The organism is Streptomyces sp. NPDC002795, from assembly GCF_042888725.1.
Classification (GTDB): Bacteria; Actinomycetota; Actinomycetes; order Streptomycetales; family Streptomycetaceae; genus Streptomyces.
This window is the reverse complement of the sequence record NZ_JBIAQB010000008.1, coordinates 297,500-321,349: the sequence shown is the minus strand read 5'-3', so window position 1 is coordinate 321,349 and position 23,850 is coordinate 297,500. Positions and strand designations below refer to the sequence as shown.

The window sequence follows — 23,850 nt, the reverse complement described above, 5'->3', positions numbered from 1 at the left end:
CGCGTCCTGTGGAGCCGGGAATCCTCGGTTCCCATGTGGACCGAGTCGCGCACGACACCGCACGCCCGGCGCCGTAGACCGTATCTCGTCGGTCTGGCCGGTGCCGCCCTCGCCCTCCTCGCCGGGGCGCTGCCCGTCTCCGCAGCGCCCGGAGAGGCGCCGCGGGAAGCCGCCCCGCGGACCCTGCCGGCGCTCGACAACTGGACCTCGGCCGCGGGCAGTTACACGTACGGCGACCGCACCCGGATCGTCGCCGACGACGCGGCATCCCGCCGCGTCGCCCGCACCCTCGTCGGTGACCTGCGCGACGCGGGCCACGGCACGGTGCCCGTCACTGGCGGCGCCGCCCGGACCGGCGACGTCGTCATCGACGTCGCCCCCGGCCGCCGGCAGCTCGGAGCCGAGGGGTACGAACTGCGGGCCGGCGCCCGGCTGGAGATCACCGGCGCCGCCGAGACCGGCGCCTTCTACGGCACCCGTACCCTCCTCCAGATGCTCGCCCAGGGCGACGCGATACCGGCGGGCCGAACCGTCGACGTACCGCGGTACAAGGAGCGCGGGGTCGGCGTCTGCGCCTGCTACGTGCACATCTCCACCACCTGGCTGGAGAACCTGGTGCGCGAGATGTCCTACCGCCGGCTGAACCAGCTGCTCCTTGAGGTCAAGGTCAAGAGCGACCGCCACCCCGAGGCCAACACTTGGGGCTACTACACCAAGAGCGAGATCCGCAGGATCGTCGCGCTCGGCGCCAAGTACCACGTCACGATCGTCCCCGAGATCAACTCGCCCGGTCACATGGACCCGTGGATCGAGAACCGCCCCGACCTCCAACTCGTCGACAAGGACGGCAAGGCCCAGCCCTCCCGCCTCGACGTGACGAAGCCCGAGGCGTTCACGTACTACAAGAGCCTGATCGACGAGTACGCCGAGGTCTTTCCGACCGGCTGGTGGCACATGGGCGCGGACGAGTACATGCTGGGCTCCGACTTTGCGAAGTACCCGCACGTGCTGGAGTACGCCCGGGCCAAGTACGGGGCGGACGCCACGCCACAGGACGCCTTCATCGACTTCGTCAACCGTGTTCAGGCCTACGCCGCGAGCAGGGGCCAGCGGCTCCGCATCTGGAACGACGGCCTGACCGGCGCCAACACCGTGCCCGTCGCCCCCGGCACCACCGTCGAGCACTGGCTGGACGTCGACGTGAAACCGAGCGCCCTGATCGCGCAGGGCCACCCCGTGATGAACGCCGCCTACTCCCTCTACCTGGTGCGCGGCGGCTTCCACACCGACACCCGCAAGCTGTACGACCAGCGGTGGGACCCGCGCAGTTTCGAGGGCGAAAAGCTCACCTCCGACCGCGGGATCACCGGCGCGAAGATCAGCCTGTGGCCGGACAACGGACGCGGCGAGACCGAGAACGAGGTCACCCGGGCCACCACCCCGGCCCTCGACCACATCGCCCAGGCCACCTGGGGTGACGCCCAACCCGACGCCACCTACGACGCGTTCACCGCACGCGCCGCCGCGACCGGCACCGCGCCCGGCGTGCGCGACCTGACCCGCGTCCCGGTCGCCGACGGCACGTACACGTTCGCGGACCGCGCCGGCCGCACCGACGCCCGCACCGTCCGGATCACCCGCACCGCCGATGGCTACGCGACCCTCGCCGACGACACCAACGGTGCCTGCCTGGAGACCCGCAGCGGCAAACTCACACTCAACGTGCCGCTGCAGCCCGGCTCCGCCGCCACGTGGGAGACGTGCGACCCGAAGAACACGCTCCAGCGTTGGCAGATCGCACGGTCGCCCGGCGGCTACACCCTCACCAACGCCATCACCCGCATGACCCTCGACACCACCGCCGACGGAGGCCTGGCGCAGTACCCGCCGGACCAGGAGCCCCCGACGACCTGGACCCTCACCCGGAGCTGACTCGACCGATACGGAAGGGTCCGTCGCCGACGTACGCGAGAGCGCCCGAGTGCGGTTGAACGGCCGTGACGTGGCCACGGCTTGGGCGCTCCCGTTCCGCGTGCCGTTGGGGCGCGCGCTGCGCGAGGGGGAGAACGTCCTGGAACTCGACGTCACCAACCTCGCGGCGAACCGGGTCCGTGCCCTGGCGCGGCGCGGTGAACTGGCCCTGCACCACTACATGCAGTGGCGCTCGACCCCGCCCCAGGGCTGGGACCCGATGCCGTCCGGTCTGCTCGGGCCGGTTCGGCTGGTGGAGGTGGGGAGTTGAGCCGACCCGGCTGGACCAAGGCGGGCCGACTTTGCTCTGTGCACGAGCAGCTCACCCGCCACACGGCCGGAGTTCCGTCGGCGCGGTGAGTGGCGGAGACCGCGCCTGTACGCCGCGGTGGTCGAGGGTGGTGGCGAGCAGACCGCGGACCTGGTCGGTTGGGCCGCGGCGCGGCCTTGCGTAGACGATCTTCCCTTGCGCATGCTCGGACGGTTCCTGCCGCGCCGTACCCGCTCGTCCGCTGGAGGCCGCCTTGACCGCTCCCACCACCGCCACTCCCGGTCCTGCCCTGGACGCGTTGCTCGCCGCGCTGCCCGCCGAGGCGGTCACCGCGGATCCCGACGTGCTGGCCGCACACCGCACCGACCATGCGCCGTTCTGCCCCAGTGGCACACCGGCCGCCCTGGTGCGTGCACGTACCACCGACGAGGTGGCGGCGACGCTGCGCATCGCCCACCAGTACCGCGTACCTGTCGTGCCACAGGCCGCCCGCACGGGGCTGTCCGGCGGGGCCAACGCGGTCGACGGGTGCATCCTGCTGTCCGTGGAGCGCATGACCCGGATCCTCGACATCGACGTCGTCGACCAGGTCGCGCGGGTCGAAGCAGGCGTCGTCAACGCCGACTTGTCGCGGGCCGTCGCCGAGCACGGCCTGTTCTACCCGCCGGACCCGTCCTCCTGGGAGTCCTCCACGCTCGGCGGCAACGCGGCCACGAACGCGGGCGGCTTGTGCTGTGTGAAGTACGGAGTGACCGGTGACTTCGTGCGCGGGCTCACCGTAGTCCTGGCCGACGGCAATGTGCTGCACACCGGCCGCAGCACCGCCAAGGGCGTCGCCGGCTACGACCTCACCCACCTCTTCGTAGGATCCGAAGGCACCCTCGGTGTCATCACCGAGGTCACCGTCGGACTGCGGCCCGCCGCCGAACGCCCGCTGACCGCCGTGGCGTTCTTCCCGACCACGTCCGCCGCGTGCGCGGTCGTCCCCGCGTACATGAGCAGCGGCCCGCGGCCCAGCCTCCTTGAGTTCATGGACCGGCCCAGCATCGACGCGGTCAGCGCGTACCGCGACCTCGGTTTCCCCGACGATGCCGGCGCCGTCCTCATCGCCCAGTCCGACCGGGGCGAGGCGGCCCCGGCCGACCTGCGCCGCTTCGCCGACATCGCCGAGACGCACGGCGGCACCACGGTAATCGCCGAGGATGCCGCCGAGGCCGAACTCCTCCTCGCCGGACGCCGGTTGGTGGGCATCGCGACCGAGCGTCTCGGGGCCTATCTGGCCGATGACGTGTGCGTTCCGCGCGGCCGGCTCGCCGAGATGATCGAAGGGATCGCCGAACTCTCCGAGCGGCACGGTCTGTTGGTCACGTGCGTCGCCCACGCCGGTGACGGCAACGTCCACCCCAACGTCATCTTCGACCGCGACGACGCCGACGAGGTGCGCCGCGCCCACGAGACGTTCGGCGCGATCATGGACCTCGGCCTGCGCCTGGGCGGCACCATCACCGGCGAACACGGCGTGGGCCTGCTCAAGCGCGACTGGCTCGCCAAGGAACTCGGACCAACCGGCGTGCGCGTCCACCAGGACATCAAGGCGGCCCTCGATCCGCGCGGAATCCTCAACCCGGGGAAGATGCTTGCCAGTTGAGAGTGTGTCATGCGGCTGCCTTCGCGCCCTCGGTGCTTCGCACGCGCCGGCCCCCTCTCCTCCGCTCCGCCATGACCACGGCCAAGGGTGACGCCGTGAACACCGAGGAGTACGTGCCGACGGATACGCCGATCAGGAGGGCCAGGGCGAAGTCGGTGAGGGAGTCGTCGGCGAGGACCGCGAGGGACGCGAGGATGAGGACGGCGCCCATACCGGTGTTGACCGTACGGGGGAGGGTCTGCAGGATCGCGTCGTTGGTGAGCCGGGCGAAGGGCGTGCCGCGGCCCTTGCCCAACAGCTCGCGGATGCGGTCGAAGAGGACCACCGAGTCGTTGACCGAGTAGCCGATCACGGTGAGCAGTGCGGCCAGGAAGACGCCGTCGATGGGCTTGCCGAGCCAGGCGAAGACGCCGACCAGGATGATCACGTCGTGGGCCAGTGCGCTGACGGCCGCCGTGCCGAAGAGGAGGCGGAACCGGGCGGCAAGGTAGAGGAGTTGGGCGCCCAGGGCCAGGCCCAGGGCGATGAGGGCGCTCTGGCGCAGCTCGTCGCCGAGGCTGGGGCCGATCAGTTCGTCGCGCTGTTTGTCGGCCTCGCCGCCCAGGGCCGCGACGGTGTCGGTGACGGTCGCGGCCTCCGCGGCGCTCAACTCCTGAGTCCGTACGGTGACGTTGCCGTCGCCGGAGGACTGGACGACGGTGTGCGGCAGCCCCGCGTCGGCGAGGGCGTCCCGGGCCCGGTCGGGGTCGACGTGGGTGGCGGTGGAGTATTCGACGAGGCGCCCGCCCGTGAACTCGATGCCGAAGTCCAGGCCGCGGACGAGGATCCCGGAACCCGCCACCACGAGGGCGACGAGCGAGACGGCCAGCCAGCGGCGCGGTCGGCGCATCAGGAAGGGATTGCGGCGCAGCAGGGCGTCGCGGACCGGGCCGGTGGTCGAGATGCCGGTGATGTGGGGGCGGGTGAGGACCGCCGGGCGGCTCGCCGCGAAGTCGGCCAGGACCCGGGTGATGAGCAGGGCGCTGACCATGGAGGCGAGGACGCCGATGCCGAGGGTCACGCCGAAACCCTTCACCGGACCGGACGCGAGGAAGAACAGGAGTACCGCGGCGATGAGGGTGGTGATGTTGGAGTCGGCGATCGCGCTGAACGCGTTGCGGAATCCGGCGGTCAACGCGGAGCGGGGGCTTGGCCGGGCGCGGGCGGCCTGTTCCTCGCGGGCCCGTTCGAAGACAAGGACGTTGGCGTCCACCGCCATGCCGATCGCGAGGACGAAGCCGGCGAGGCCGGGCAGGGTCAGGGTGGCGCCGATCGCGGCCAGCGCGGCGTAGGAGATCAGGCCGTAGCAGAGCAGCGCGACGGTCGCGAGGGAGCCCATCAGCCGGTAGACGACGGTGATGAACAGGGCCGTCAGCGCGGTGCCGATGACGGCGGCCCGGGCACCGGCCGAGATGGCCTCGTCGCCGAGGGTGGCGCCGACGGTGCGCTGCTCAATGGTCTCGACGGGTACGGGCAGGGCGCCGCCCTTGATGAGCAGGGCGAGTTCGCGGGCCTCGGTGTCGTCGAAGGATCCGGTGATCTGGGTGGAGCCGCCCGTGATGCCCGTCCCGCAGGACACGGAGGGGTCGACCTGCGGCGAGGAGATGATCTTGTCGTCGAGCACGATGGCGACCCGCCGCCGCGGGTCGCCGTCCGGGTGGCAGGCCGCTTCGCCGGTCACCTGCGCCCAACGGGCGCTGCCGGCGTCCTTGAAGTCGACGGTCACGTGCCAACCGGCGCCGCCCTGCTGGTCGATGCGGGCGTCGGCGCCCTTGACGTCCTGTCCGGTCAGCGTGGCGGCCTTGAGGTGCAGACGCTGTCCGGACTCGTCCGCGAGCACCCGATCGTCGCGTTTGAGGGTGGCGTCGCTGTCCTTGTCGGCTTGGCCAAGGACCGGGTGGACGGTGAGTTGTGCCGTGCGGCCCAGTACGTCGGCGGCCTTCTTCGGGTCCTGTACGCCGGGCAGTTCGACGACGACCCGGTTGTCTCCGGAACGGACGATGGTGGGCTCGGCGACCCCGAGGGCGTCGATGCGGCCGCGCAGCACTTCGACGGTGCGGTCGGTCGCCTCGCGGTCGGCCTTGGTGGTGGCGGTGGACTTGGTCTCGAGCACGATCTGGGTACCGCCGCGCAGGTCGAGCCCCAGGCGGATCGGCGTGCTCAGGGCGATGGCCACGGACGCGGCGAGCACCGCGAGTGCGACGAGCGCGCGGATGAGCGGGGCGCGTGAGCGCCTGCGCGTACGTGGGTGGGGGCGTGGACGTGGACGAGGGCGTGGACGGCTTTGGGGACGTGAGCTTGTCAACTCGGGCCTCCGGCAGGCATGCCGCGGTGGCGGCCGAGCGCGGCCGCGGCAAGGGAGATGTGATGTTTGTGATGTGCAGGGGGTGGGTCGTTGGTGTCTCAGGTGCCGGAGGAGACGGGTGGGGCCCGGTTGCCGTCGTGGCCGGAGCGGCCGGGGGAGACGCGTGGCGCGTCGGGTCGGGGCGCGGCGGTGCGGTGCGCGGCTGCGTCAGGGCCGAGACCCGCGCCGTACGGGGTGACGGGCGCGTGGGCGGGTGGCGGGGTGGTGCGTTCGGACGGCTGCTCGTGCCGGGCTCTCGGCTGGTTGGCGCAGAGGGGCGTACAGCCGTCGTCGGCGTGGTGGTCGAGGGCGGAGGCGGAGGCGGCGGCGTGGGCGGGGTGTGATGCGTGGGCCGATGCCGGTGCCGATGCCGATGCCGGAGGTGCCGCGATGCCAGGTGTGTCGGGTGTGTCGGGCGCGGGTGGGGCTGTGGTCAGCAGTACCGACAGCAGTGCGATGAGGAGCAGGGCCAGGCGGTGGCCTGTCGCAGTGGTGGCCGTGGTGGCCGTGGGGGCGGCGGTGGCCTGTGTCGGGCGCATGCACCGTCCCCATTCGTGTTTCGTGGTGGCTGGTTGTGCTGGTTGTGCTGGTCGTGCTGGTGGGTGGGCGGACCCGGGGCCCGGAGGCTCGGCACCACCGCGTAGAGCGCAAGCGTCCAGCTTGCCCGTTCGTGGCTGTGCGGGCGATGGGGTCCAGACCCCATTCCCGGTGGCGCGGGATGCCCATTCGGCCGGGCCGGGCCGGGCAACGGGTGGGGTGGGTCCGGCAACCCCGGTAAATGGGGCGTGGGCCCGATGGGTTCGGAGCGGGGGGCCGTCCATGGTGGGGGTACACCGCACTCATCAGGGGGTCCGCACCATGTCCGTCGACGCAGCCCGCAGTGAACGCCGTCCCGAGCGGCCGAGCGCTCCAGAGACGCGCCGCCGCCTCGAACACGCCCGCAGCACCGGCCTGACCCAGTTGCGGGCCCTCGAAGAGAGCGGCCGGGAGGGGGACGAACTGATGTCAGCGCAGCGGGTCGCGGTCGAGCAGGTGCTCAAGGAGATCGGTGCGGCGTTCGCCCGGGTCGAGGACGGCGCCTACGGCTCCTGCCTCGGCTGCGGGCAGACCATCCCGGACGAGCGCCTGGAGATCCTGCCGTACACGCGGTACTGCGTGCCTTGCCAACGCCGGGCGGCCGGCTGACCGTTGCGACACTTCGCTGCCCGAGTGCAGCCCTGTCCAGCTGGTCGTGGCGGCGGCGCCGGCGCCGGTGCTGGCCGGCCGCGCCTGCCGGTCCGTGGCCCGCACGGTGGTTCAGGTGCTGCGTCCGCGCGGCGCGCTGACGGTGCCCGCCCCTGAGGACACGCAGCCGCAAGTGACACAGGAGGCCGCCTCGGGCACTGAGAGCGGTGCCTGGGCTGGTCGTCGTGGCCGGCTGGGGGCGGACGGTGACGGACGCGGCGGGCTCGTCGCGGGTGTCCTCCTCGCCCTGCTCACGCGCGGGCCACGGCGCCGCAGGTGATTCGCTGCGAGTAGTCACGGGCCCGTGGCCGAGCGTCCCACCGTGACCTGCGCGTCGGCTGCCGCGAGCACGGTGTCGGCCAGTTCCGCGGCGGACTGTCCACGGCCTGCGTCGATGCGGTCCAGGCCCAGTCTGTCGATGGCGGCGAGCATGAGTGACTGGTAGCGCTCCGTGCGGGCCAGGAACTTGTCCATCAGTACCTGTTCCTCGCCTGTGGCTGCTTCATAGCGGCCCGCTGCGTGAACGCGTGCGCGTAGTACGGAGTCGTCGGCGGTGAGCCACACGGCGGCGGTGCGCGGGGCCTCCAGCCGCGCGACGCGGACGGGCCAGAGCGCGGACCCCTCCAGTACCAGGCCCGCCCCGCCGCGGTCCGCGATCGCACGGTTCGTGACCAGCTCTTCGATGCGCGGCCACAGCCGGTCGTAGTGGCCGAGAACGGACGTGATCAGCTCGTCCACCGAAAGCGACCCGTAGTGCTCGGCGACGTGCGCCGGCACCTCCCGCTCCGGGGTTCTCCAGGGGCGCCCGGGGTGCCGGGCCAGCCCGTCGGTGCTCAGGTACTCGAACCCGAGCTTCTCCGCCGCCACTTGGGCAACCGTCGACTTTCCGACGTTCGATGTCCCACCGATCAGCACCGCCCGCACATCACGCACATCACGCACACCACGCACACCACGCACATCAACGACCTTACTGGCGGCCCTTCCGGGGCGAGGCTCAGCGGGGATTCGCCCCGCACCTGCCGACGCGGCGCTTCACATGCGGATCTGGGCCGCAAGCCGCTCCGCCGCACTGCGCGGCTCGCGGCCCAGGAGCTCACCCAGCAGAGGGCCGGTCTCGCTGAAGTAGCCGGCCCGGCCGGCCTGGTGCCAGGTGAGGATGAGCCGGGCCATCTGTTCCGGGACGCCGCTTGCGATCTGGTCGGCAACCCACTGCTCGTCGTCCACGACGACCCGCTTGACGGTGCGGCCGGTGAGGCCGGAGGTGATCCTGGCGAGGTCGTCGAAGGTGATGGCTGTCGGCGCCGTGAGGTTGGCGGGACCGTCGACGGCGCGGTCACCGGCGAGGAGGGCCGCGGTGGCCTCGGCGATGTCGTCGCGATCGGTGTACGGGACGGGGCCGTCCTCCGGCTGGACGATCCCGCCGGTCTGCGACCAGGGGCCGAGCACCTGGTCGAGGGGACCGTACGCGCCGTTGCGAAGCGCGGTCCAAGCGACCCCGGACTCGGCGAGGAGCGCTTCGGTGGCGATGTGGAACTCCGAGGGCAGGTACGGGTTGCCCGGGACAGCGCCCTGCTGGCTGGTGTAGACGATCCGTTGGACGCCGGCCCCGACCGCGGCTTCGACGGCATTGCGGTGCAGGCTGATCATGTCGGCCGACGGGTCGTTGCCGGACACCACCAGCACCTGCTCGGCGCCGGCGAACGAGTCGCGCAACGCGGTCGGCTCCTCGTAGGAGCCCTGCCGTACCCGGACACCACGGTCCGCGAAGTGCTTCGCCTTCGCGGCGTCGCGGACGCTGACGGCGATCTGGTCGGCGGGCATGCGGTGGAGGAGGTGCTCGACGGTGGCACCGCCGAGCCCGCCGGTGGCACCGGTCACGACGATCATGACATGGCCTTTCGGTAAGTTGACTCACCCAGTCAATTTCGCTTTCGAGGGCGACCGTAAGTAAACTGACCCGTAGAGTCAAGTTAAGCGGACGGCAGCGCAGCGAGAGGCGGAGTTCAGCGATGGCCGGTGCAGCCGGAGCGACGCCCCCGGGCCAGGAACAGCAACCTCGGCTGCGCGCCGACGCCAAGCGCAACGCCGAGCAGATCCGCGCTGCCGCGATCGGCGCCTTCCAGGGCCGCGGCCTGTCCGTGCCGCTGGAGGAGGTCGCCAAAGCGGCGGGGGTGAGCAAGGGCACGATCTTCAACCGGTTCGGCGGCCGGATCGGCCTCATCGAAGCCGTCATCGCCGAGGTCGTCGCCACGGAGATCTACGCCATCATCGACCGCAGCCGAGCCGTCGGCGATGTCTGGGAACGGCTGACGTACTACGTCACCGCCATCCGCGACCTGCAGTACCGTCAGCCGGCCACCGTCGACACCATGCTGCAGGTCTACCCAGACGCGCCGAGCCTCATGGAGATCTGCCGGGTGGGAGGCGAGATCAACGAGGAGCTCGTCGCCGCGGGCCGGGCCACCGGCGTACTGCGGCCGGAGTTCACGGCCGGCGACCTCCATGCGCTCCTCCACGACAGCGCACTCGTCCTCAAGCACGGTCCCCGCCCGCCCCGAGAGGACTACGACCGGCGCACCGCCTACGTCCTCGACGGAATGCGGTCGGCCGTCTGAAAACCGGGCGGCGCTGATTGCCGAGCCGATGTCGCAGGACGGCGATGCAGGCCAGTCGCGACATCAATACGAGATCACCGATTGGCTGTTGAGACACCAGGCCGGCGAACGCCCCCAGCCTCACGGTCCATTGTTCCCCGGTACTGTCCAGGGATGAGCGACATGGATCCCCTGCTGAAGCGACTGACCGATCGAGTGGAGCGGGAGGGCCTCGCCCTGCCGATCACGCTGGTCGTGAACGGCACCACCATCACCGGCGAGGTGGTGCCGCACGACGTGTGGGCCGGGCACATTGCGGAACAGCTTGCAGAGTCGGAAAGCCGGGCGAGCATATTCGCTGACGACTTCACGTGGGAGCGGAAGCAGCCCGAGCGTGATGGTGACCATCTGCATCTGAACGGAGGGAAGGTTGTCAGCGCAGGCGCTGTATTCCCTGAGCGCGGCGGCCTGTTCCGTATCCGGTTGACGCACGTGAGCGGCTGGTTTCTGGGCGAGATCCAGGCCCACGGGTAAGAGCGGTGGCGTGCCCGCCGCCGGGCAACGGTGAGTAGGAACTCCACCCCGTCAGGGCACCGGGGCCGGCAGAAGTGCTCGGCCGGCCCCGGTGGTTGTGAGGGTGCGGATATTCAGATGCGGCCCTTGCCGTAGTAGGTGCCGATCTGGTCGTGGTACCCGACGTCTCCGACGTGCTTGTCCTTGTCGAATTCGGGGGCGTCCTTGATCTGTGCCTTGGTGCGGTCGACGTGAATCGCCCTGCTCTGGGTGTCGATCCGGGACACTGTGCCTGCGGGCAGCAGGACATGCTTGCCGAAGATCCACACACCGGTGTCGACGACGAGGTAGGCGGAGCCGACCTCGTCCGAGTGCTTGTCGACCTTGCCGATACTGCCGTCGGTGGCCTCCACCTTGAAGCCGATCAGGTCGGCTCCCCTGGTGTGGCCGCTCGTCGGCGGATAGCCCCACATGTTCTCGTTCACGTTCGGCTCCTTCATCGACGATGTACGGCCTGGAGCGCCCTGTCCAGTGATTCCGGCGCTCCTCGGGCCGGCGGGTGCCCCCGCCCCGGCGATGAACACAGATGACGTTGGAGCAACTGCGGCGCGGTTGCCGGGCGGACGTGAGGCCGTCGGATTCCGGTCCGCCGAGCAGGCGCTCCCCGCTGTGGTCCGACCTGCCGTGCTGCCCGCAGCGCGTGCCGGGTGTGAAAAACCATCGGCGTGGGACTCGTCGCGCAGGCTGGTTCGGCCCGTGTGCCCGAGGGGCCGGCTATCCGATCTGCGGGCGACCGTCGGGCGCGACTGCTGCGGACGGGTTCCTGTCCCACGGGCCATCAACAGCACAAAACAGACGCATACTTGAAACCATTCCGAGGGTCGGAGGACCTAATGATCGCACTGGGCATCATCCTCCTCGTGGTCGGCTTTGTGGCCGGTATCTCCATCCTGTGGACCATTGGCGTCGTACTGCTTGTCATCGGTGCGGCATTGTGGGTCCTCGGCGCCGCCGGCCATGCCGTTGGTGGGCGAAAGCACTATTGGTAGAAGGGCCCGGCCATTCCGGCCGGCTCTCTCGGCGACCGCCCTTTCGTCCATGTGGACATCCATGTGGACATGCCGCGCCTCCTGGGCGCGGGGCTCACGGCTTGATCGACGAGCACCACGTCGTGGTGCCATGATCAGACACAGGCCGGGTCAACTCCGTAGTACGGCGCGGGTGTACGTCCCTTCTTCGCCACGTAGACCGCGTGTTCCCCGGCGCCACGAGCTTCGCCCAGAAAGTGGCCGTTGAAGTACCAGGCGTAGCCGACGAGAACGGCAAGCACCGTCAGCAGGGTGACCGCTCCGCGGTTCCCAAGCGTGATGTGTACGGCCCTGAGATACCCGAAGGCAGCCGGCACCACCAGCAACGCACCCAGTTCGCCCAGCCACGAGGCAGCTGCTTTCAACTGCCAGTACAGCGGCACCCCGACATCTCCCGGTTCCACGCCGAACGCGTCCAGATACTGGCGGATCACCAGGCCGCCGGCGCCGGGGACCAGGCCGATGGCAACCGGGACGAGGACCGGGGCAAGCCAGGGCGCCAGGGTCCGCCAACTCGACGAGTAGGTAAGGAGATACAGCCCGCCGAGCGTCAGCGCGATCACCGTCAGGTTGGGGAGCATCGGCGCCACGTCGATGCCCAGAATCTCCGTGGCACCGAAGCGCCCGGGCCCATCGGCGGGGCGCCAGCAGAGTCCGATGAGTACGGCGACGGCGCAGTAGGAGCCGATCTCGGTGTGGCCTCCGCCCTGTTCGCCACCGGACTCGACCACCCAAGGGGACCGGTAGGTCTGTCGAACCAGCAGGCAACCGAGCACCGTCAGGGTCACCCGAGCAACGACTGGGCACCGGAGAGCCGCATGACGCCGGACAACGTGGCGTACGTGCCATAACCGACGACGCACATCGCCGTCACAATGCACGATGCGGCGGCCCAGTTCCGCCAGTCGACCAGCGGGTTCGGCATCGCCGCGAACTCACTGCGCACGCGTATCCCGGGCGGTGCCTGCCGGGCACCGCTCCTCGACGAGCTCACCGAGCTCGCGGACCGTACACAAACCGCTGGACCGGGCGCTGCTCGGCGCGCTCCTGGAAGAATCCGAAGGCGTGGGCCTCGTTCAAGGCGCACGCACGGCAGCAGCCGTGCTGGCCACATGGGCCGCGCTCCCACTCGCGCCGTCACTCCTGCCTGAGCAACCCCGTCCCCTCCCCTCGGCGCGGCCGATGAGTTTCTGGCTCGCGGCCGGTCCAAGCTTGTGACACCTCAGGACAGGAAGGGAACCGTCATGTCAGAGCTTCTCGTCGACTTCATCACCTCCCTCGACGGCCATGCGTCAGGAGAGGGATGGCCCGGGTTCTGGGGCCTCGAAGGCCCGGAGTACCTCGCGTGGCTCGGTGAGCAGCCCGAGGTCACCTACCTGATGGGAGCAAACACCTACCGCCTGATGTCGGGCTTCGCCGCGGGCGACGTTCCGGACGGCCAAGATGAGTTCAGGCCCGAAGAGGAGGCGTCCGTCGACGAGCTCACGCAAGCGTCCAAGGTGGTGTTCTCCTCCTCACTCAAGGAGCCACTGAAGTGGGCCAACTCCACGCTCATCCGTGACGATGCCGTCGAGACGGTCCGGGCCATGAAGTCGAGTGGCTCGGGGCTGCTCAGTACGATCGGCAGCCTCAGCCTGTGCCGGTCCCTGCTACGAGCCGGACTCGTCGACCGCTTCCGGGTCGTGATGTTCCCGGTGATCACCGGGGCCACGGGTGACGAACGCATCTACGACGGCTATCCGGACGTCGCCCTCGAAATGACCGAGCACCGCACCTTCGACGGCCGCATCCAACTGGTCGAGTACAAGCCCCGCGTGCTCGAGCACCCCCCGCTCGGCGTCCCTGCGTGACCTCGCCTCGTCCGCCGGTCCGGACGGCCGCCAGGCCGGCGCCGGCGGGCCTTGAAGCTGAGTGCCGTCATGGCCGGGCGCAGGCTCCGTCACGCCGCCGGCTCGGGCGCCGCGATCTGCCCGGCCAGGCTCGCGCGCAGCGCGGTGAGGCGGGCGATCTCGGCGTCGATCGCGGCGATCCGCTGGTCCACGACACCCTGTGCGGCGCCGGGCGCGGGCGCGGAGCATCGGCGGTCGGGCTCGGCGATCAGCAGGTCGATACGGTCGGCACATGCCCGGACGTCCGCTACGGTCAGGCCGAGCGAGAGTAGTCGGCGCACCACGCGGATTCGAGCCAAGTCCCGTTCTGTGTAAGCTCGTTGCCTCGACGCCGTGCGCCGAGGTGGTGGCAGAAGCCCCCGCTCCTCGTAGAAACGCAGGGCGCGCGGTGTGGTGCCGGCGGCTGCCGCCGCGTCGCCGATCCGCATGCCGGCCTCCCTCTTCGCGTCGTGTTCGCATCGTGTGCGGTCAGACTTCTCCATGCCCGGCAGCACCGCGTACGGGAAGGTGATCTGCCCGGCCCGCAGCCAGTCGGTGAACCGTTCGCGCCACTCTTCCTCCACTCCGGGATGGTCCACGGTCTGATACCCGAGCAGTGACACCGAGCGTTTCACCAGTACGAATGTGTCGATCACGGTCGGCGAACTCCCGCCCGGCAGCGCCGGATCGAACTGTCCGGACAGGGCGCCGACCACGACGACCCGTGCGCCGGGGCGCGTCAACTCCAGGGCTGCTGTGAGCTGTTCGCCGCCTACGTTGTCGACGATCACGTCGTAGCCGTCAGGGGCGGCCTCGGCGAGTGAACCCGATCCGTCGTCGCCGGGCACCACCACGGCGTCGTACCCGAGTTCCTGTCGCAGCCGTGCGGCCTTGCCCGGGCTGCGGGTGGTGCCGACGACCCGCGAGGCGCCGAGCAGCCGCGCGATCTGCCCGGCGAGCGAACCGACCCCGCCGGCCGCTCCGGTCACCAACACCGTTTCCCCGGGTCGCAGTTCGGCCAGCCGGGTCAGCGCCCCGTACGCGGCCGATGCCGTGGACAGCAGCGCCACCGGGTCCGGGTATCCGTCCGGCACGGCATGTACGGCATCCGCGTCGACCACCGCGTACTCCCGCCACCCCTGCATGTGTGTGACCAGGGCGCCGGGTCGTACGTCAGTGACATCCGGCCCCGTCGCCACCACTTCGCCCAGCGCGGGTCCGAACAGGGTCTCGCCGGGCTTCAACGGCGGGAACGGGAAGTCCTTCGCCTCGGCGGAGAACAGGGTGCGCAGACCCGGGAAGACCAGGAAGTGCCGGTTGCGGACGAGGAGTTGGCCGACGTGGGGCGGGGGATGGGGGACTCGGCGACCGTGAAGTGTTCCGGTCCTGGCAGGCCGGTGGGGACGGCGGCCAGTCGAATTTCGCGGCCGGTGGACGGTGCGGGCATGGAGGCCTCCGGGAGCCGAAGTTGCTGGGCAGGCCCGGACGCTAACTCTTGACGTGCGGGTGAGGGGCAAGCGGGGCGAGCGGGGGCGGGCGCGCCGGCCACTTGCCGTACCGGAAATTCACCCCTTTCCGTACTGGAAACCAGCCGCTACTCTTTCCGTCATGGAAACCCACGGGGTACGACCGACACCGGAGCAGGCCCGTTCCGCCCTGGCCGACACCGAGCACATCCGGACGTCGACCGCGGCGCTGTCGGCCACACCATGGCCGAACTGGTTCTTCATCACGCTCACCCTCTACATTGCCGCGCTCCCGATCATCTACGGAGGCGTCGTGGCCGACTCGGACTGGCTGCTGCCGCGCCCCGCCTGGGTGGGCATCATGCTGGCAGTCACCGCGGCGTACGGGGTGCTCTTCGCCGTCGCGGGAAAGGCGTGGCGCAACAAGACCGGGGTGGCGCTGCGGCTGGACGTGTTGCCGAAGAGGGTGACGGTGCCGCTCATAGCGGGTCTTCCTGTGCTGGTGGTGGGGGCGGCGTTCGCGTTCCGCGGCACGGGCCGGCCCGTGTGGCTGATCGCCGCCTCCGTGGCCGGTGCCGCCGTGTCCGTCGGCTGTCATCTGGCCTTCGTCCGTCTGCACCGGAAGGCCTCGTGAGCGCCGAAACCCGCGACCTGCTGGAGGGGTTCGACACCACCATCCACGCCCCGAACCGGCTGCGTATCTGTGCCCTGCTGGACACCGCGGGCGAGGCGGAGTTCGGCCTGGTCCAAGAGCAACTCGACGTATCCGCCTCCGTGTTGAGCAAGCACGTCACCGTGCTGATGGACGCCGGGTACGTCGGGCAGCGCAAGGCCGTCCGCGACACCCGGCAGCGCGTGTGGCTCCGCCTGACCCCGGAAGGCCGGGATGCCTACCAGGGGCACATCGCGGCGCTGCGGGCGATCGTGGGGCCGTCGGATCCGGCTCTCTGATCACAACCCGGAAACTGGTGAGGAGTGCGAACTCCCGTGTTTAGAGGGTCAGTTGATCCCACGGGCAGCAGTCGTGGAGGTATTGCAGTCGCATGAACTCCGCGCCGTATCCCTGTCCCTGACGCACGACCCGCTGATCAACTGTTGCGCATGCCCGAGATATCCCGCCGTGCCTTCGGTGGTCTCGTCGGCGGTGGTGCTGTGACCGCGGTCGCCCGGCACGACCACCGCCGCAGCCGCGACCACAGCCGACCAGGCCACCCCCGCCGAGCGCCCGTTCAAGGCCCGCCCCGCCACCCCGGGCAAGCGCCCCAACTTCCTCGTCATCCTGGGCGACGACCTCGGCTGGGCCGACCTGTCCTCGTACGGCGCTCCGCACATCAAGACGCCCAACCTGGACCGGCTGGCCCGGCAGGGGGTCCGGTTCACGGATGCCTACGCGGGGTCCGCGACCTGTTCGCCGACCCGGTTCAGCTGGTACACCGGGCGGTACCCGGGGCGTACGCCCGGCGGCCTTGCCGAGCCGCTCGGGGACAAGACGCGGGGACTCGACCCCCAACACCCCACTCTGCCCTCCCTGTTGAAGAAGGCGGGCTACGCCACCGCGCTGATCGGCAAGTGGCACTGCGGCTGGCTGCCGGACTACAGCCCCACCAAGTCGGGGTGGGACGAGTTCTTCGGCAACTTCGGTGGTGTCCTGGAGTACTACTCCAAGCTCGGCCAGCTCGGTACCTACGACCTCTACGAGGGCGACGCCGAGTACAAGGACCTGCGCTACTACACGACCGTGGTGACCGAGCGGGCCGTCGACTACGTGAGCCGCGACCACGACACACCCTGGCTGCTCAACCTCAACTTCACCACCCCGCACTGGCCGTGGCTCGCGGAGGGCGACGAGGAGACCGGCGCGGAGATCGAGGCGAAAGTCCGCTCCGCGAAGAACTCGGCGGAACTCATCGCCGCGTTCAACCACGCCGACGGTGGCTCCGTCGCCAAGTACACGCAGATGGTCGAGAGCCTCGACACCGCCGTCGGCCAGGTACTCACGGCGCTGCGCCGGTCCGGGCAGGAGGAGAACACCGTCGTCGTCTTCGCCAGCGACAACGGCGGGGAGCGCTGGTCGTACCAGTGGCCGCTCAGCGGTGAGAAGTCCCAACTCCTGGAGGGCGGGATCCGGGTGCCGACCATCGTGCGCTGGCCTTCGCGCATCGACGGTCGGCAAGTCAGCCACGAGCCGAACCACTCAGCCGACTGGACGGCCACCCTGCTGGAGTTCGGCGGCGCCCGCCCCGACCCGGCATACCCCCTGGACGGCACGAGCCTCGCCGGCTATCTGCTGCGCGGCGAGAAGCTGCCCGAACGGGACCTGTTCTGGCGGGTACGGGGCAACCGGGCGCTCAGGCGCGGCGACTGGAAGTACCACCAGGACGCGAACGGCAAGGACCACCTCTACAACCTCGCCACCGACCAGCGCGAACAGGCCGATCGCGCCCCGGACGAGCCCGAGCTGCTCGGCCGGCTGAAGGCGTCGTGGGAGGGGATCGCGGAGGGGCTGCTGGATTACCCAGACGCAGGCGATGGCTGAAGCAATGGCTGAGGCAATGGCTCTCCTCCCTGGGCCGACGCCACTGCGGCGTTACTTGCCGCTGTAGACGGGGAACCCGCTGTGCTCGCCGTAGTCCACATCGCGCAGGCCCCGCAGGGCGTCCATGTCATCGCCGGAGATCTCGAAGTCGACCTCGGCGTTGGAACGCATGTGCTCGGGGTTCGCCGTCTTGGGCAGCGACACCGTCTCCAGTTGCAGGGTGTAGCGGATGCACAGCTGCGGGACGGACACACCGTACTGGTCGGCCATCGCCTTGACCTCGGCGTTCTCCAGGATCGCTCCGTGTGCGATCGGCGAGTACGCCTCGACGAGGATCTGCTTGGCCTCGCAGTAGTCCAGGAGCGCAGAGGGGGTGTTGCCGGCGTGGACGAGCAGCTGGTTCACGTGCGGCACGACGGCCGCGCCCTGGAGGAGGTTCTCCAGGTCCTGCTGCTGGAAGTTGGACACTCCGATGGAGCGGATCTTTCCTGCTTGGTGTGCCTCTTCGAGTGCGCGCCACGCCGCGCGGTTGCCCTCGGCGTAGTCGCCGCCGCGGAAGTCGTCCCACGGCTGCGGGCTGTGGATGAGCATCAGGTCGATGTACTCGACGCCGAGCTTGTGAAGTGACTCGTCGATCGAGGCGACCGCCTCGTCGTGGTCCTTGATCTCGGCGGCGAGTTTCGTCGATACGAAGAGCTCGTCGCGGGGGACCGCGGCGGTGCGCACACCTTCGCCGACGCCGCGCTCGTTGCCGTACGCCTGGGCGGTGTCGATGTTGCGGTAGCCGATCTCGACGGCCGCGCGGACCGCCTCGGCCGCCTTGTCGTCGTCGATGAACCAGGTGCCGAGCCCCAGCTTGGGGATCTCGACGCCGTTGGACAGCGTGTAGGTCTCGTCCAGGATGGTCATGCGGTTGCTCCGTTCCTCGGCAGCTCGCCGTACACCTCGTCGGTGACGGGCTCGAGCCATTCGTTGCTCACACCCTCGCCCGGGGTGATGAAGGCGACGTGGGAGAACCACGAGTCGGCCTTCGCGCCGTGCCAGTGCTTCGTGCCCGCCGGGACGCGGACGACCGTTCCCGGCTCCATGCTGATGGGGTCCTGGCCATCGGCCTGGTACCAGCCGCTGCCCGCCGTGCACATCAGGATCTGGTCACCGCCGCCGCCCGTGCCGTGGTGGATGTGCCAGTTGTTGCGGCAGCCCGGCTCGAAGGAGACGTTGCTGACGGGAACGCTTCCTGAGGCGAGCGGAGCCAGGAAGCTCTGGCCGATGAAGTACTGGGCGTATGCCTCGTTCTTCTCGCCGAGCGGGAAGATCTGGTCGAATCCGTTGGCAGTCATTTTCGCGTGTTCTCGTGCTTTCTTTCTGTTTCGGTGCGTCCCGCCTAGCGGTTGACGTAGCCCATGTGCTCGGCGTTGTAGCGGTCGCCGCTGACGCCGACCCGCTGGGCGAGGCCGTCGAGATCGGCCACCTCGTCCGCGGACAGCGCGAGGGCCGTCGCGGCGTTGTTCTCCTGGATGCGGGCCGTGCGGCGAGTGCCGGGGATCGGCACGATCCACGGCTGTTGTGCGAGCAGCCATGCCAGGGCGATCTGGCCCGGCGTCGCGCCCTTGCCTTCAGCGAGTCGCCGGACATGGTCGACGAGCGCCTGGTTCGCGGCCAGGTTCTCCGCCTCGAAGCGCGGGACCCGTTGGCGGATGTCTCCGTCGGTGAAGGTCATGGACGTGTCGACGGTGCCGGTGAGGAAGCCCTTGCCGAGGGGGCTGAACGGTACGAAGCCGATGCCGAGCTCGGCGAGCGTGAGCAGTACCTCGGCCTCGGGATCCCGTGTCCACAGCGAGTACTCACTCTGGAGCGCGGTCACGGGGTGGACGGCGTGTGCGGCGCGGAGGGTGGCGGCCGAGGCCTCGGAGAGCCCGAAATGCCTGACCTTCCCCTCGGCGATCAGCTCGCCGACCGTTCCCGCGACGTCCTCGATCGGCACGTCGGGGTCGACGCGGTGCTGATAGAACAGGTCGATCGCGTCGGTACGGAGCCGCTTCAGGGACGCCTCCGCGACGCGGCGGATCTGCTCGGGACGGCTGTCGAGGCCGACGCTCCGGCCGCCTTGAATGTCCCATCCGAACTTGGTGGCGATCACGACCTGGTCGCGGATCGGCGCGAGCGCCTCGCCGACCAGCTCCTCGTTCACGTACGGCCCGTAGACCTCGGCGGTGTCGAAGAAGGTCACGCCCTCGTCGACCGCGGAGCGCAGCACCGCGATCATGTCGTCGCGGCTGCCGGGGTTGGGGCCGTAGCTCTGGGACATGCCCATCGCGCCGAGCCCGATCGCGGAGACCTCCAGGCCTTGTCCGAGTGTTCTGGTGTGCATGAATCAGCCTTCCTGGATCGTGGTCGGGTGCCCGCTGCGGGGCGGCGGCCCCGCGGTGGACGTCGCGGCGAGGCTCGCGAGCAGCTGAAGGCGCTCCTGGCTGGGCGAGCCGGGCTCGGCGGTGTAGATGAGGAAGGAAAGCCCGGGTTCGGCGGTCAGCTCCATCCCCTCGTAGGTCAACGTGAGGTCGCCGACCTCGTGGTGGTGGAACTCCTTGGTGCCAGATCCATGGCGGCGTACGTTGTGTGCTCCCCACCGGGTCCGGAACGCGTCGCTGCACGTGGACAGCTCGCCGATCAGGTCGTGCAGCTGCTTGTCGCGGGGGTCCCGGCCGGCTTCGGTGCGCAGGATCGACACGGTGATGTCCGCGGCCGCCTCCCAGTGGGGGTAGAACGCCTTGGCCCGGTCGTCGAGGAAGCAGTAGCGGGCCAGGTTCTCCTGTCCGGGGCCGTCGAAGACCTCGTCGTAGAAGGCGCGCCCGAGGGCGTTGGTGGCGAGGACGTCCATCCGGCCGTTGCGCACGAACGCGGGCCCGAGGGCGATGGCGTCCAGCGCGCGGGTCAGGCTGTCCCTGGGCACCCACTTCTTCGACCTGCGCCTGCGTACGGGCCGGGCCGCGCCATTGGCTGCCCGGGCGAGATCGAAGAGGTGCTCGCGCTCGGCGTCGTCCAGCCGCAGCGCCCGGGCGAGCGATTCCAGGACGGCGTCGGAGACACCGGCCAGGTGGCCTCGCTCGATCTTGGCGTAGTACTCCGGGCTCACGTCCGCGAGCATCGCCACCTCGCCGCGGCGCAGGCCCGCCACCCTCCGGTGTCCGGAAACCGGCAGGCCGGCCTGCTCGGGAGTGAGGTTCGCTCGACGGGACATGAGGAACTCCCGTGCATCGTTCCTGGGGTCCATGCGGTCCACGCTACGACGTGAAGCCGTGGTGAGGGATGCCCTGCCAGTACGCCCCTCACCGGGGACTCCCTCGCTCGACATGTGCGGCGATGTCATGGGCGTTACACCTACGGAGACCGACTGACCGACCGACGGACGTCGACGCAGACAGGGAGAGATCATGGCCGAGAACACGAGCACCGGCTGGACCGGCGGGAAGAACGCCTTCGGCGACTTCGCCCCGGGGATGGTCCATTACACCGACCGGGTCCTCTTCGACGAGGTCTGGGAGCGCGAGGGCCTGTCCAAGCGCGACCGCAGCCTCGTCACCATCGCCGCTCTGACCGCGCTCGGGAAGATGGACCAGCTGCAGTTCCACCTCGGCTTCGCCCGCCAGAACGGCGTCACCGACGAGGAGCTGAAGGAGGCCCTGCTGCACTTGGCGTTCTACTCCGGCTGGCCCAACGGCATGGGAGCGACGAGCGTGCTGAAGAGGATCGTCGAGGAGCAGGACTGAGCGTGCCTCCAGGCGCGGGGTCGCCCGCAGCTCCGCCCGCGAGTCGACGGTGAGCAGGCAGAGCCGGTCCGTACCCCGGCGCACCCACACCTGCGCCGTCTCCCCGCTCTCGCTCCGCAACTCCTCAAGGACCGGCTCCGCCGCCCCGGCCAGAGCGGAAACCGCGAACCGCTCCCCGGTGTGATGCCGTCCCTCGTCGTCCCGCCGCAACAACCCGTGGCCAGGCTCGTCGCCGTGTCTGCCTGCGGATCCGTCACGGATCGGACGGTAATCGGACGGAGATGACGGAGCCAGCGTCACTGAGGAGGCACTGTGCCTCAGGCCGGGGCCGGCGGTTTCTTCGTTTCGGCCGATTCGGCGGCGCGGTATTCGGCGTTGATGCGCTGCGCTTCTTCGAGCTGGTCTTCCAGGATGATGATGCGGCAGGCGGCTTCGATGGGGGTGCCCTGGTCGACGAGTTCGCGGGCGCGTGCGGCGATGCGCAGCTGGTAGCGGGAGTAGCGGCGGTGGCCGCCCTCGGAGCGCAGCGGGGTGATCAGGCGGGCTTCGCCGATGGCGCGGAGGAATCCCTGGGTGGTGCCGAGTATCTCGGTGGCCCGGCCCATCGTGTAGGCGGGGTAGTCGTCGTCGTCGAGACGCCCGAACGAATCGTCAGCTGTCACTTGCACCTCTCTGTGGAACGCGTCGAGGGGCCCGGATGCCGTACGGCACCCGGGCCCCGAAGGAACTGCTACACCATCTGCCGGCCCTGATACTGCACCGGCCTTCTGTGTCCGCCGACCCGACCTGGAAGGTGTCGGGGCTGCGGGGATCGCGGTTGCTTGACCGGAGACCACCTCACTATCGATGTCCTGCGGTACCCGGGCTCAACATTCCGCCCGGGCGATCCTGATGGCGCTCTGCTCCTCCGTTTCTTCCCTCTGGGATCAATCACTTACGGGTACTGCAACTGCGGTACTGCTCACGGCGGCCCCTGATCACTGCGGGCCACCCGGTCCGGTCGTCAGTCCCGTCGCCGTCCTGCAACCAACCTGGCTTCGAAACTCCACCACCGCACCGTCCTGCGAACTGCAACTGCGGTACTGCTTCCCGGCAGTTCATCTCTGCCGGGCTTCTTGCTCGATCTCGGCTACGAGAGAAACCATAACCACACCACCGCCCAATGTCTACCTCAGCCGCTACAGATTTCCGCGTGTTCGACGGTGAGGTAATCGAGCTCAGTCGCATGCTGATCAGACGTGCGGCCGAGGTCCTCGTGATCAGCCGACTGAGACGTGAACCGGTCCGCCCTCGCGCGAGACACCATCGAGCCAGGTGAACGGCACACGGAAGACGCGTCCGGGAGCGGCCGGCCACGGGCTCGTGCGCCGGGTGATGACCCGCCCGTCCTGGTGCACGGTCACCTTGGGGACGCGTACGAACTCGTCGGTCCACAGCAGCAGTTTGCCGCGTGCGGGCGCGGGGTCGCCCGGCCGCAGGATCTGTGGGGCGATCCAGCGGAACGGTGCGTCGGCCAGCAGGCGCAGGCCTTGGGTCGGCTGTGGCCGGCCGTGGAGGTGGTGGACGACCTGTTCGGCGACGTGTTTGCCGTCGAGGGCCGCGGCGTCGGCGACGTCGACGGGGTGCACCAGGTTGCCTGCCGCGAAGACGCCGGGGCGGCTGGTGCGCAGGGCGGTGTCGGTGAGTGGGCCGAGTGTGGCCCGGTCGAGTTCGATGCCTGCGCTGCGGGCGAGTTCGTGGTCGGGGATCCAGTCGCCGGTGAACACGACGGTGTCGCACTCGATGGTGCGGCGCTTCCCGGTGTCGAGGTGTGCGATCTCGACGGCCTGGCAGCGCCCTTTGCCGATGACCCGGGTGACGCGGGTGCGGGTGGCGACGGGGACGCGCAGGACGGTGCGCCCGGCGGCGTTGAAGGCTCCGTACGACTCGGCCTTCGGGTACTGGCTGACCATCAGGGCAGGTGTGCAGCCGGCTTCGCGCAGGGTGACGGCCGCGGACCAGCTGACGAGTTCACCGCCGACGATCACGGCCCGCTTGCCCACCGGCTGGTGGTGGAGGTGGACGAGGTTCTGGAGTTGTCCCGTGGTGTAGACCCCGTGCGGGCGGTCGCCGGGGATGCGGCGTGCGGCGCGCGGACGTTCGCGGGCCCCTGTGGCGAGCACGAGGGCTCGGGGGCGGATCCGGTAGCGGCCGTCGGGGCTGGTCACCTCGACGGTGGTGTCGTCCTCCCACCCGGTCACCATCGTGCGTGTCCGAATCTCCGCTCCGGCCTCGGTCGCGTCCTTGACGCGGTAACGGGCGTACGCGGGGCCGGAGATGAAGCGGCGCAGGTCGCGCATGCCGTAGCCGGTGTGGTCGCTGTGCCGGGGGATTCCGCCCGCTTCGGCCTCGCGGTCGACGACGAGGACGTGTCCGGCGCCGAGCCGGGCGAGTTCGGCGGCCGCGGTCAGGCCGGCGGGCCCGGCGCCGATGACGAGGACGTCGGGGGTGATGAGAGGGGTCGGCTGGTGGTTCATGG

At 69.9% G+C, this 23,850-nt stretch carries 25 protein-coding genes and 1 pseudogene; 12 read left to right on the top strand and 14 right to left on the bottom strand.

The annotated features are described in order from the left end of the window. Positions 1-33: 33 nt before the first annotated feature. The 3 genes from ACFYWS_RS25285 to ACFYWS_RS25275 all read left to right on the top strand — a co-directional run bounded on the left by ACFYWS_RS25285 (position 34) and on the right by ACFYWS_RS25275 (position 3,890). Positions 34-1,932: a family 20 glycosylhydrolase gene (locus tag ACFYWS_RS25285; RefSeq protein ID WP_389280381.1), complete on the top strand. Its 1,899-nt coding sequence runs from the start codon at positions 34-36 to the stop codon at positions 1,930-1,932. 70 nt (positions 1,933-2,002) lie between these two features. After that, positions 2,003-2,242, top strand: coding sequence for a hypothetical protein (locus ACFYWS_RS25280; protein WP_389280380.1), 240 nt, complete (start codon positions 2,003-2,005; stop codon positions 2,240-2,242). Between the two features lie 253 nt (positions 2,243-2,495). Then, positions 2,496-3,890 carry an FAD-binding oxidoreductase gene (locus ACFYWS_RS25275; RefSeq protein ID WP_389280379.1) on the top strand — a complete coding sequence of 465 codons (1,395 nt, stop codon included), beginning with the start codon at positions 2,496-2,498 and terminating at the stop codon, positions 3,888-3,890. 7 nt (positions 3,891-3,897) lie between these two features. On the opposite strand, the gene secD is transcribed toward ACFYWS_RS25275, so the two are convergent. After that, positions 3,898-6,144 carry a protein translocase subunit SecD gene (gene secD, locus ACFYWS_RS25270; protein ID WP_389280550.1) on the bottom strand — a complete coding sequence of 749 codons (2,247 nt, stop codon included), beginning with the start codon at positions 6,142-6,144 and terminating at the stop codon, positions 3,898-3,900. A 188-nt stretch (positions 6,145-6,332) separates the two neighbouring features. Further along, positions 6,333-6,812: a hypothetical protein gene (locus ACFYWS_RS25265; RefSeq protein ID WP_389280378.1), complete on the bottom strand. Its 480-nt coding sequence runs from the start codon at positions 6,810-6,812 to the stop codon at positions 6,333-6,335. 319 nt (positions 6,813-7,131) lie between these two features. Here ACFYWS_RS25265 and ACFYWS_RS25260 point away from each other — a divergent pair, with 319 nt between their 5' ends. Continuing rightward, positions 7,132-7,458 (top strand): TraR/DksA C4-type zinc finger protein, encoded by a 327-nt coding sequence (locus ACFYWS_RS25260; RefSeq protein ID WP_389280377.1) that lies wholly within the window; start codon positions 7,132-7,134, stop codon positions 7,456-7,458. Positions 7,459-7,791: 333 nt separating this feature from the next. Here the strand turns inward: ACFYWS_RS25260 and ACFYWS_RS25255 are convergent, their stop codons facing one another. Together ACFYWS_RS25255 and ACFYWS_RS25250 are read right to left on the bottom strand one after the other, a co-directional pair. Further along, positions 7,792-8,457, bottom strand: a complete 666-nt coding sequence (locus tag ACFYWS_RS25255) for an AAA family ATPase (RefSeq protein ID WP_389280376.1) — start codon at positions 8,455-8,457, stop codon at positions 7,792-7,794. A gap of 75 nt (positions 8,458-8,532) precedes the next feature. Then, positions 8,533-9,387, bottom strand: coding sequence for an NAD(P)H-binding protein (locus ACFYWS_RS25250; RefSeq protein ID WP_389280375.1), 855 nt, complete (start codon positions 9,385-9,387; stop codon positions 8,533-8,535). Positions 9,388-9,509: 122 nt separating this feature from the next. On the opposite strand from ACFYWS_RS25250, the gene ACFYWS_RS25245 reads away from it, so the two are divergent. Both ACFYWS_RS25245 and ACFYWS_RS25240 read left to right on the top strand, forming a co-directional pair. Beyond that, the gene (locus tag ACFYWS_RS25245; RefSeq protein WP_389280374.1) at positions 9,510-10,115 is read left to right on the top strand and encodes a TetR/AcrR family transcriptional regulator; all 606 of its coding nucleotides are present in this window, start codon (positions 9,510-9,512) and stop codon (positions 10,113-10,115) included. Positions 10,116-10,268: 153 nt separating this feature from the next. Next, positions 10,269-10,628, top strand: a complete 360-nt coding sequence (locus ACFYWS_RS25240; protein WP_389280373.1) for a hypothetical protein — start codon at positions 10,269-10,271, stop codon at positions 10,626-10,628. Between the two features lie 113 nt (positions 10,629-10,741). Here ACFYWS_RS25240 and ACFYWS_RS25235 read toward each other — a convergent pair whose 3' ends face one another. After that, positions 10,742-11,092 carry a PRC-barrel domain-containing protein gene (locus ACFYWS_RS25235; protein ID WP_389280372.1) on the bottom strand — a complete coding sequence of 117 codons (351 nt, stop codon included), beginning with the start codon at positions 11,090-11,092 and terminating at the stop codon, positions 10,742-10,744. Between the two features lie 408 nt (positions 11,093-11,500). Between ACFYWS_RS25235 and ACFYWS_RS25230 the strand changes: the two genes are divergently transcribed. Continuing rightward, positions 11,501-11,656 (top strand): DUF6131 family protein, encoded by a 156-nt coding sequence (locus ACFYWS_RS25230; RefSeq protein WP_389280371.1) that lies wholly within the window; start codon positions 11,501-11,503, stop codon positions 11,654-11,656. A gap of 134 nt (positions 11,657-11,790) precedes the next feature. On the opposite strand, the gene ACFYWS_RS25225 is transcribed toward ACFYWS_RS25230, so the two are convergent. Next, positions 11,791-12,483 carry a hypothetical protein gene (locus tag ACFYWS_RS25225; protein WP_389280370.1) on the bottom strand — a complete coding sequence of 231 codons (693 nt, stop codon included), beginning with the start codon at positions 12,481-12,483 and terminating at the stop codon, positions 11,791-11,793. Beyond that, positions 12,480-12,641: a hypothetical protein gene (locus ACFYWS_RS25220; protein WP_389280369.1), complete on the bottom strand. Its 162-nt coding sequence runs from the start codon at positions 12,639-12,641 to the stop codon at positions 12,480-12,482. The genes ACFYWS_RS25225 and ACFYWS_RS25220 overlap by 4 nt, the downstream gene beginning before the upstream one ends. Before the next feature lie 298 nt (positions 12,642-12,939). Here ACFYWS_RS25220 and ACFYWS_RS25215 point away from each other — a divergent pair, with 298 nt between their 5' ends. Beyond that, the gene (locus tag ACFYWS_RS25215; protein WP_389280368.1) at positions 12,940-13,545 is read left to right on the top strand and encodes a dihydrofolate reductase family protein; all 606 of its coding nucleotides are present in this window, start codon (positions 12,940-12,942) and stop codon (positions 13,543-13,545) included. 89 nt (positions 13,546-13,634) lie between these two features. Here ACFYWS_RS25215 and ACFYWS_RS25210 read toward each other — a convergent pair whose 3' ends face one another. Next, positions 13,635-15,080: a zinc-binding dehydrogenase gene (locus ACFYWS_RS25210; protein WP_389280367.1), complete on the bottom strand. Its 1,446-nt coding sequence runs from the start codon at positions 15,078-15,080 to the stop codon at positions 13,635-13,637. Between the two features lie 91 nt (positions 15,081-15,171). Here ACFYWS_RS25210 and ACFYWS_RS25205 point away from each other — a divergent pair, with 91 nt between their 5' ends. The 3 genes and pseudogenes from ACFYWS_RS25205 (at position 15,172) to ACFYWS_RS25195 (ending at position 17,565) form a co-directional block, all read left to right on the top strand. Next, the gene (locus ACFYWS_RS25205; RefSeq protein WP_389280366.1) at positions 15,172-15,663 is read left to right on the top strand and encodes a hypothetical protein; all 492 of its coding nucleotides are present in this window, start codon (positions 15,172-15,174) and stop codon (positions 15,661-15,663) included. Further along, on the top strand, positions 15,660-15,980 hold the full coding sequence (locus ACFYWS_RS25200; RefSeq protein WP_389280365.1) for a transcriptional regulator: 321 nt from the start codon (positions 15,660-15,662) through the stop codon (positions 15,978-15,980). Before ACFYWS_RS25205 ends, ACFYWS_RS25200 begins: the two co-directional genes overlap by 4 nt. Before the next feature lie 150 nt (positions 15,981-16,130). Continuing rightward, a pseudogene (locus ACFYWS_RS25195) lies at positions 16,131-17,565 on the top strand (sulfatase). Positions 17,566-17,616: 51 nt separating this feature from the next. Here ACFYWS_RS25195 and ACFYWS_RS25190 read toward each other — a convergent pair. The 4 genes from ACFYWS_RS25190 to ACFYWS_RS25175 are packed head-to-tail and all read right to left on the bottom strand — an operon-like array spanning position 17,617 to position 20,836. Next, positions 17,617-18,474 (bottom strand): aldo/keto reductase, encoded by an 858-nt coding sequence (locus ACFYWS_RS25190; RefSeq protein ID WP_389280364.1) that lies wholly within the window; start codon positions 18,472-18,474, stop codon positions 17,617-17,619. After that, positions 18,471-18,905 carry a cupin domain-containing protein gene (locus ACFYWS_RS25185; protein WP_389280363.1) on the bottom strand — a complete coding sequence of 145 codons (435 nt, stop codon included), beginning with the start codon at positions 18,903-18,905 and terminating at the stop codon, positions 18,471-18,473. The genes ACFYWS_RS25190 and ACFYWS_RS25185 overlap by 4 nt, the downstream gene beginning before the upstream one ends. 44 nt (positions 18,906-18,949) lie before the next feature. Further along, positions 18,950-19,936, bottom strand: a complete 987-nt coding sequence (locus ACFYWS_RS25180) for an aldo/keto reductase (protein WP_389280362.1) — start codon at positions 19,934-19,936, stop codon at positions 18,950-18,952. Between the two features lie 3 nt (positions 19,937-19,939). Beyond that, the gene (locus ACFYWS_RS25175; protein WP_389280361.1) at positions 19,940-20,836 is read right to left on the bottom strand and encodes a helix-turn-helix transcriptional regulator; all 897 of its coding nucleotides are present in this window, start codon (positions 20,834-20,836) and stop codon (positions 19,940-19,942) included. A gap of 160 nt (positions 20,837-20,996) precedes the next feature. Here ACFYWS_RS25175 and ACFYWS_RS25170 point away from each other — a divergent pair, with 160 nt between their 5' ends. After that, positions 20,997-21,332 carry a carboxymuconolactone decarboxylase family protein gene (locus ACFYWS_RS25170; RefSeq protein WP_389280360.1) on the top strand — a complete coding sequence of 112 codons (336 nt, stop codon included), beginning with the start codon at positions 20,997-20,999 and terminating at the stop codon, positions 21,330-21,332. A gap of 317 nt (positions 21,333-21,649) precedes the next feature. On the opposite strand, the gene ACFYWS_RS25165 is transcribed toward ACFYWS_RS25170, so the two are convergent. Continuing rightward, positions 21,650-21,994 carry a MerR family transcriptional regulator gene (locus ACFYWS_RS25165; RefSeq protein ID WP_389280359.1) on the bottom strand — a complete coding sequence of 115 codons (345 nt, stop codon included), beginning with the start codon at positions 21,992-21,994 and terminating at the stop codon, positions 21,650-21,652. A gap of 597 nt (positions 21,995-22,591) precedes the next feature. Further along, entirely contained in the window at positions 22,592-23,848 is a 1,257-nt protein-coding gene (locus ACFYWS_RS25160; RefSeq protein WP_389280358.1) for an NAD(P)/FAD-dependent oxidoreductase, read from the bottom strand. Positions 23,849-23,850 lie beyond the last annotated feature (2 nt).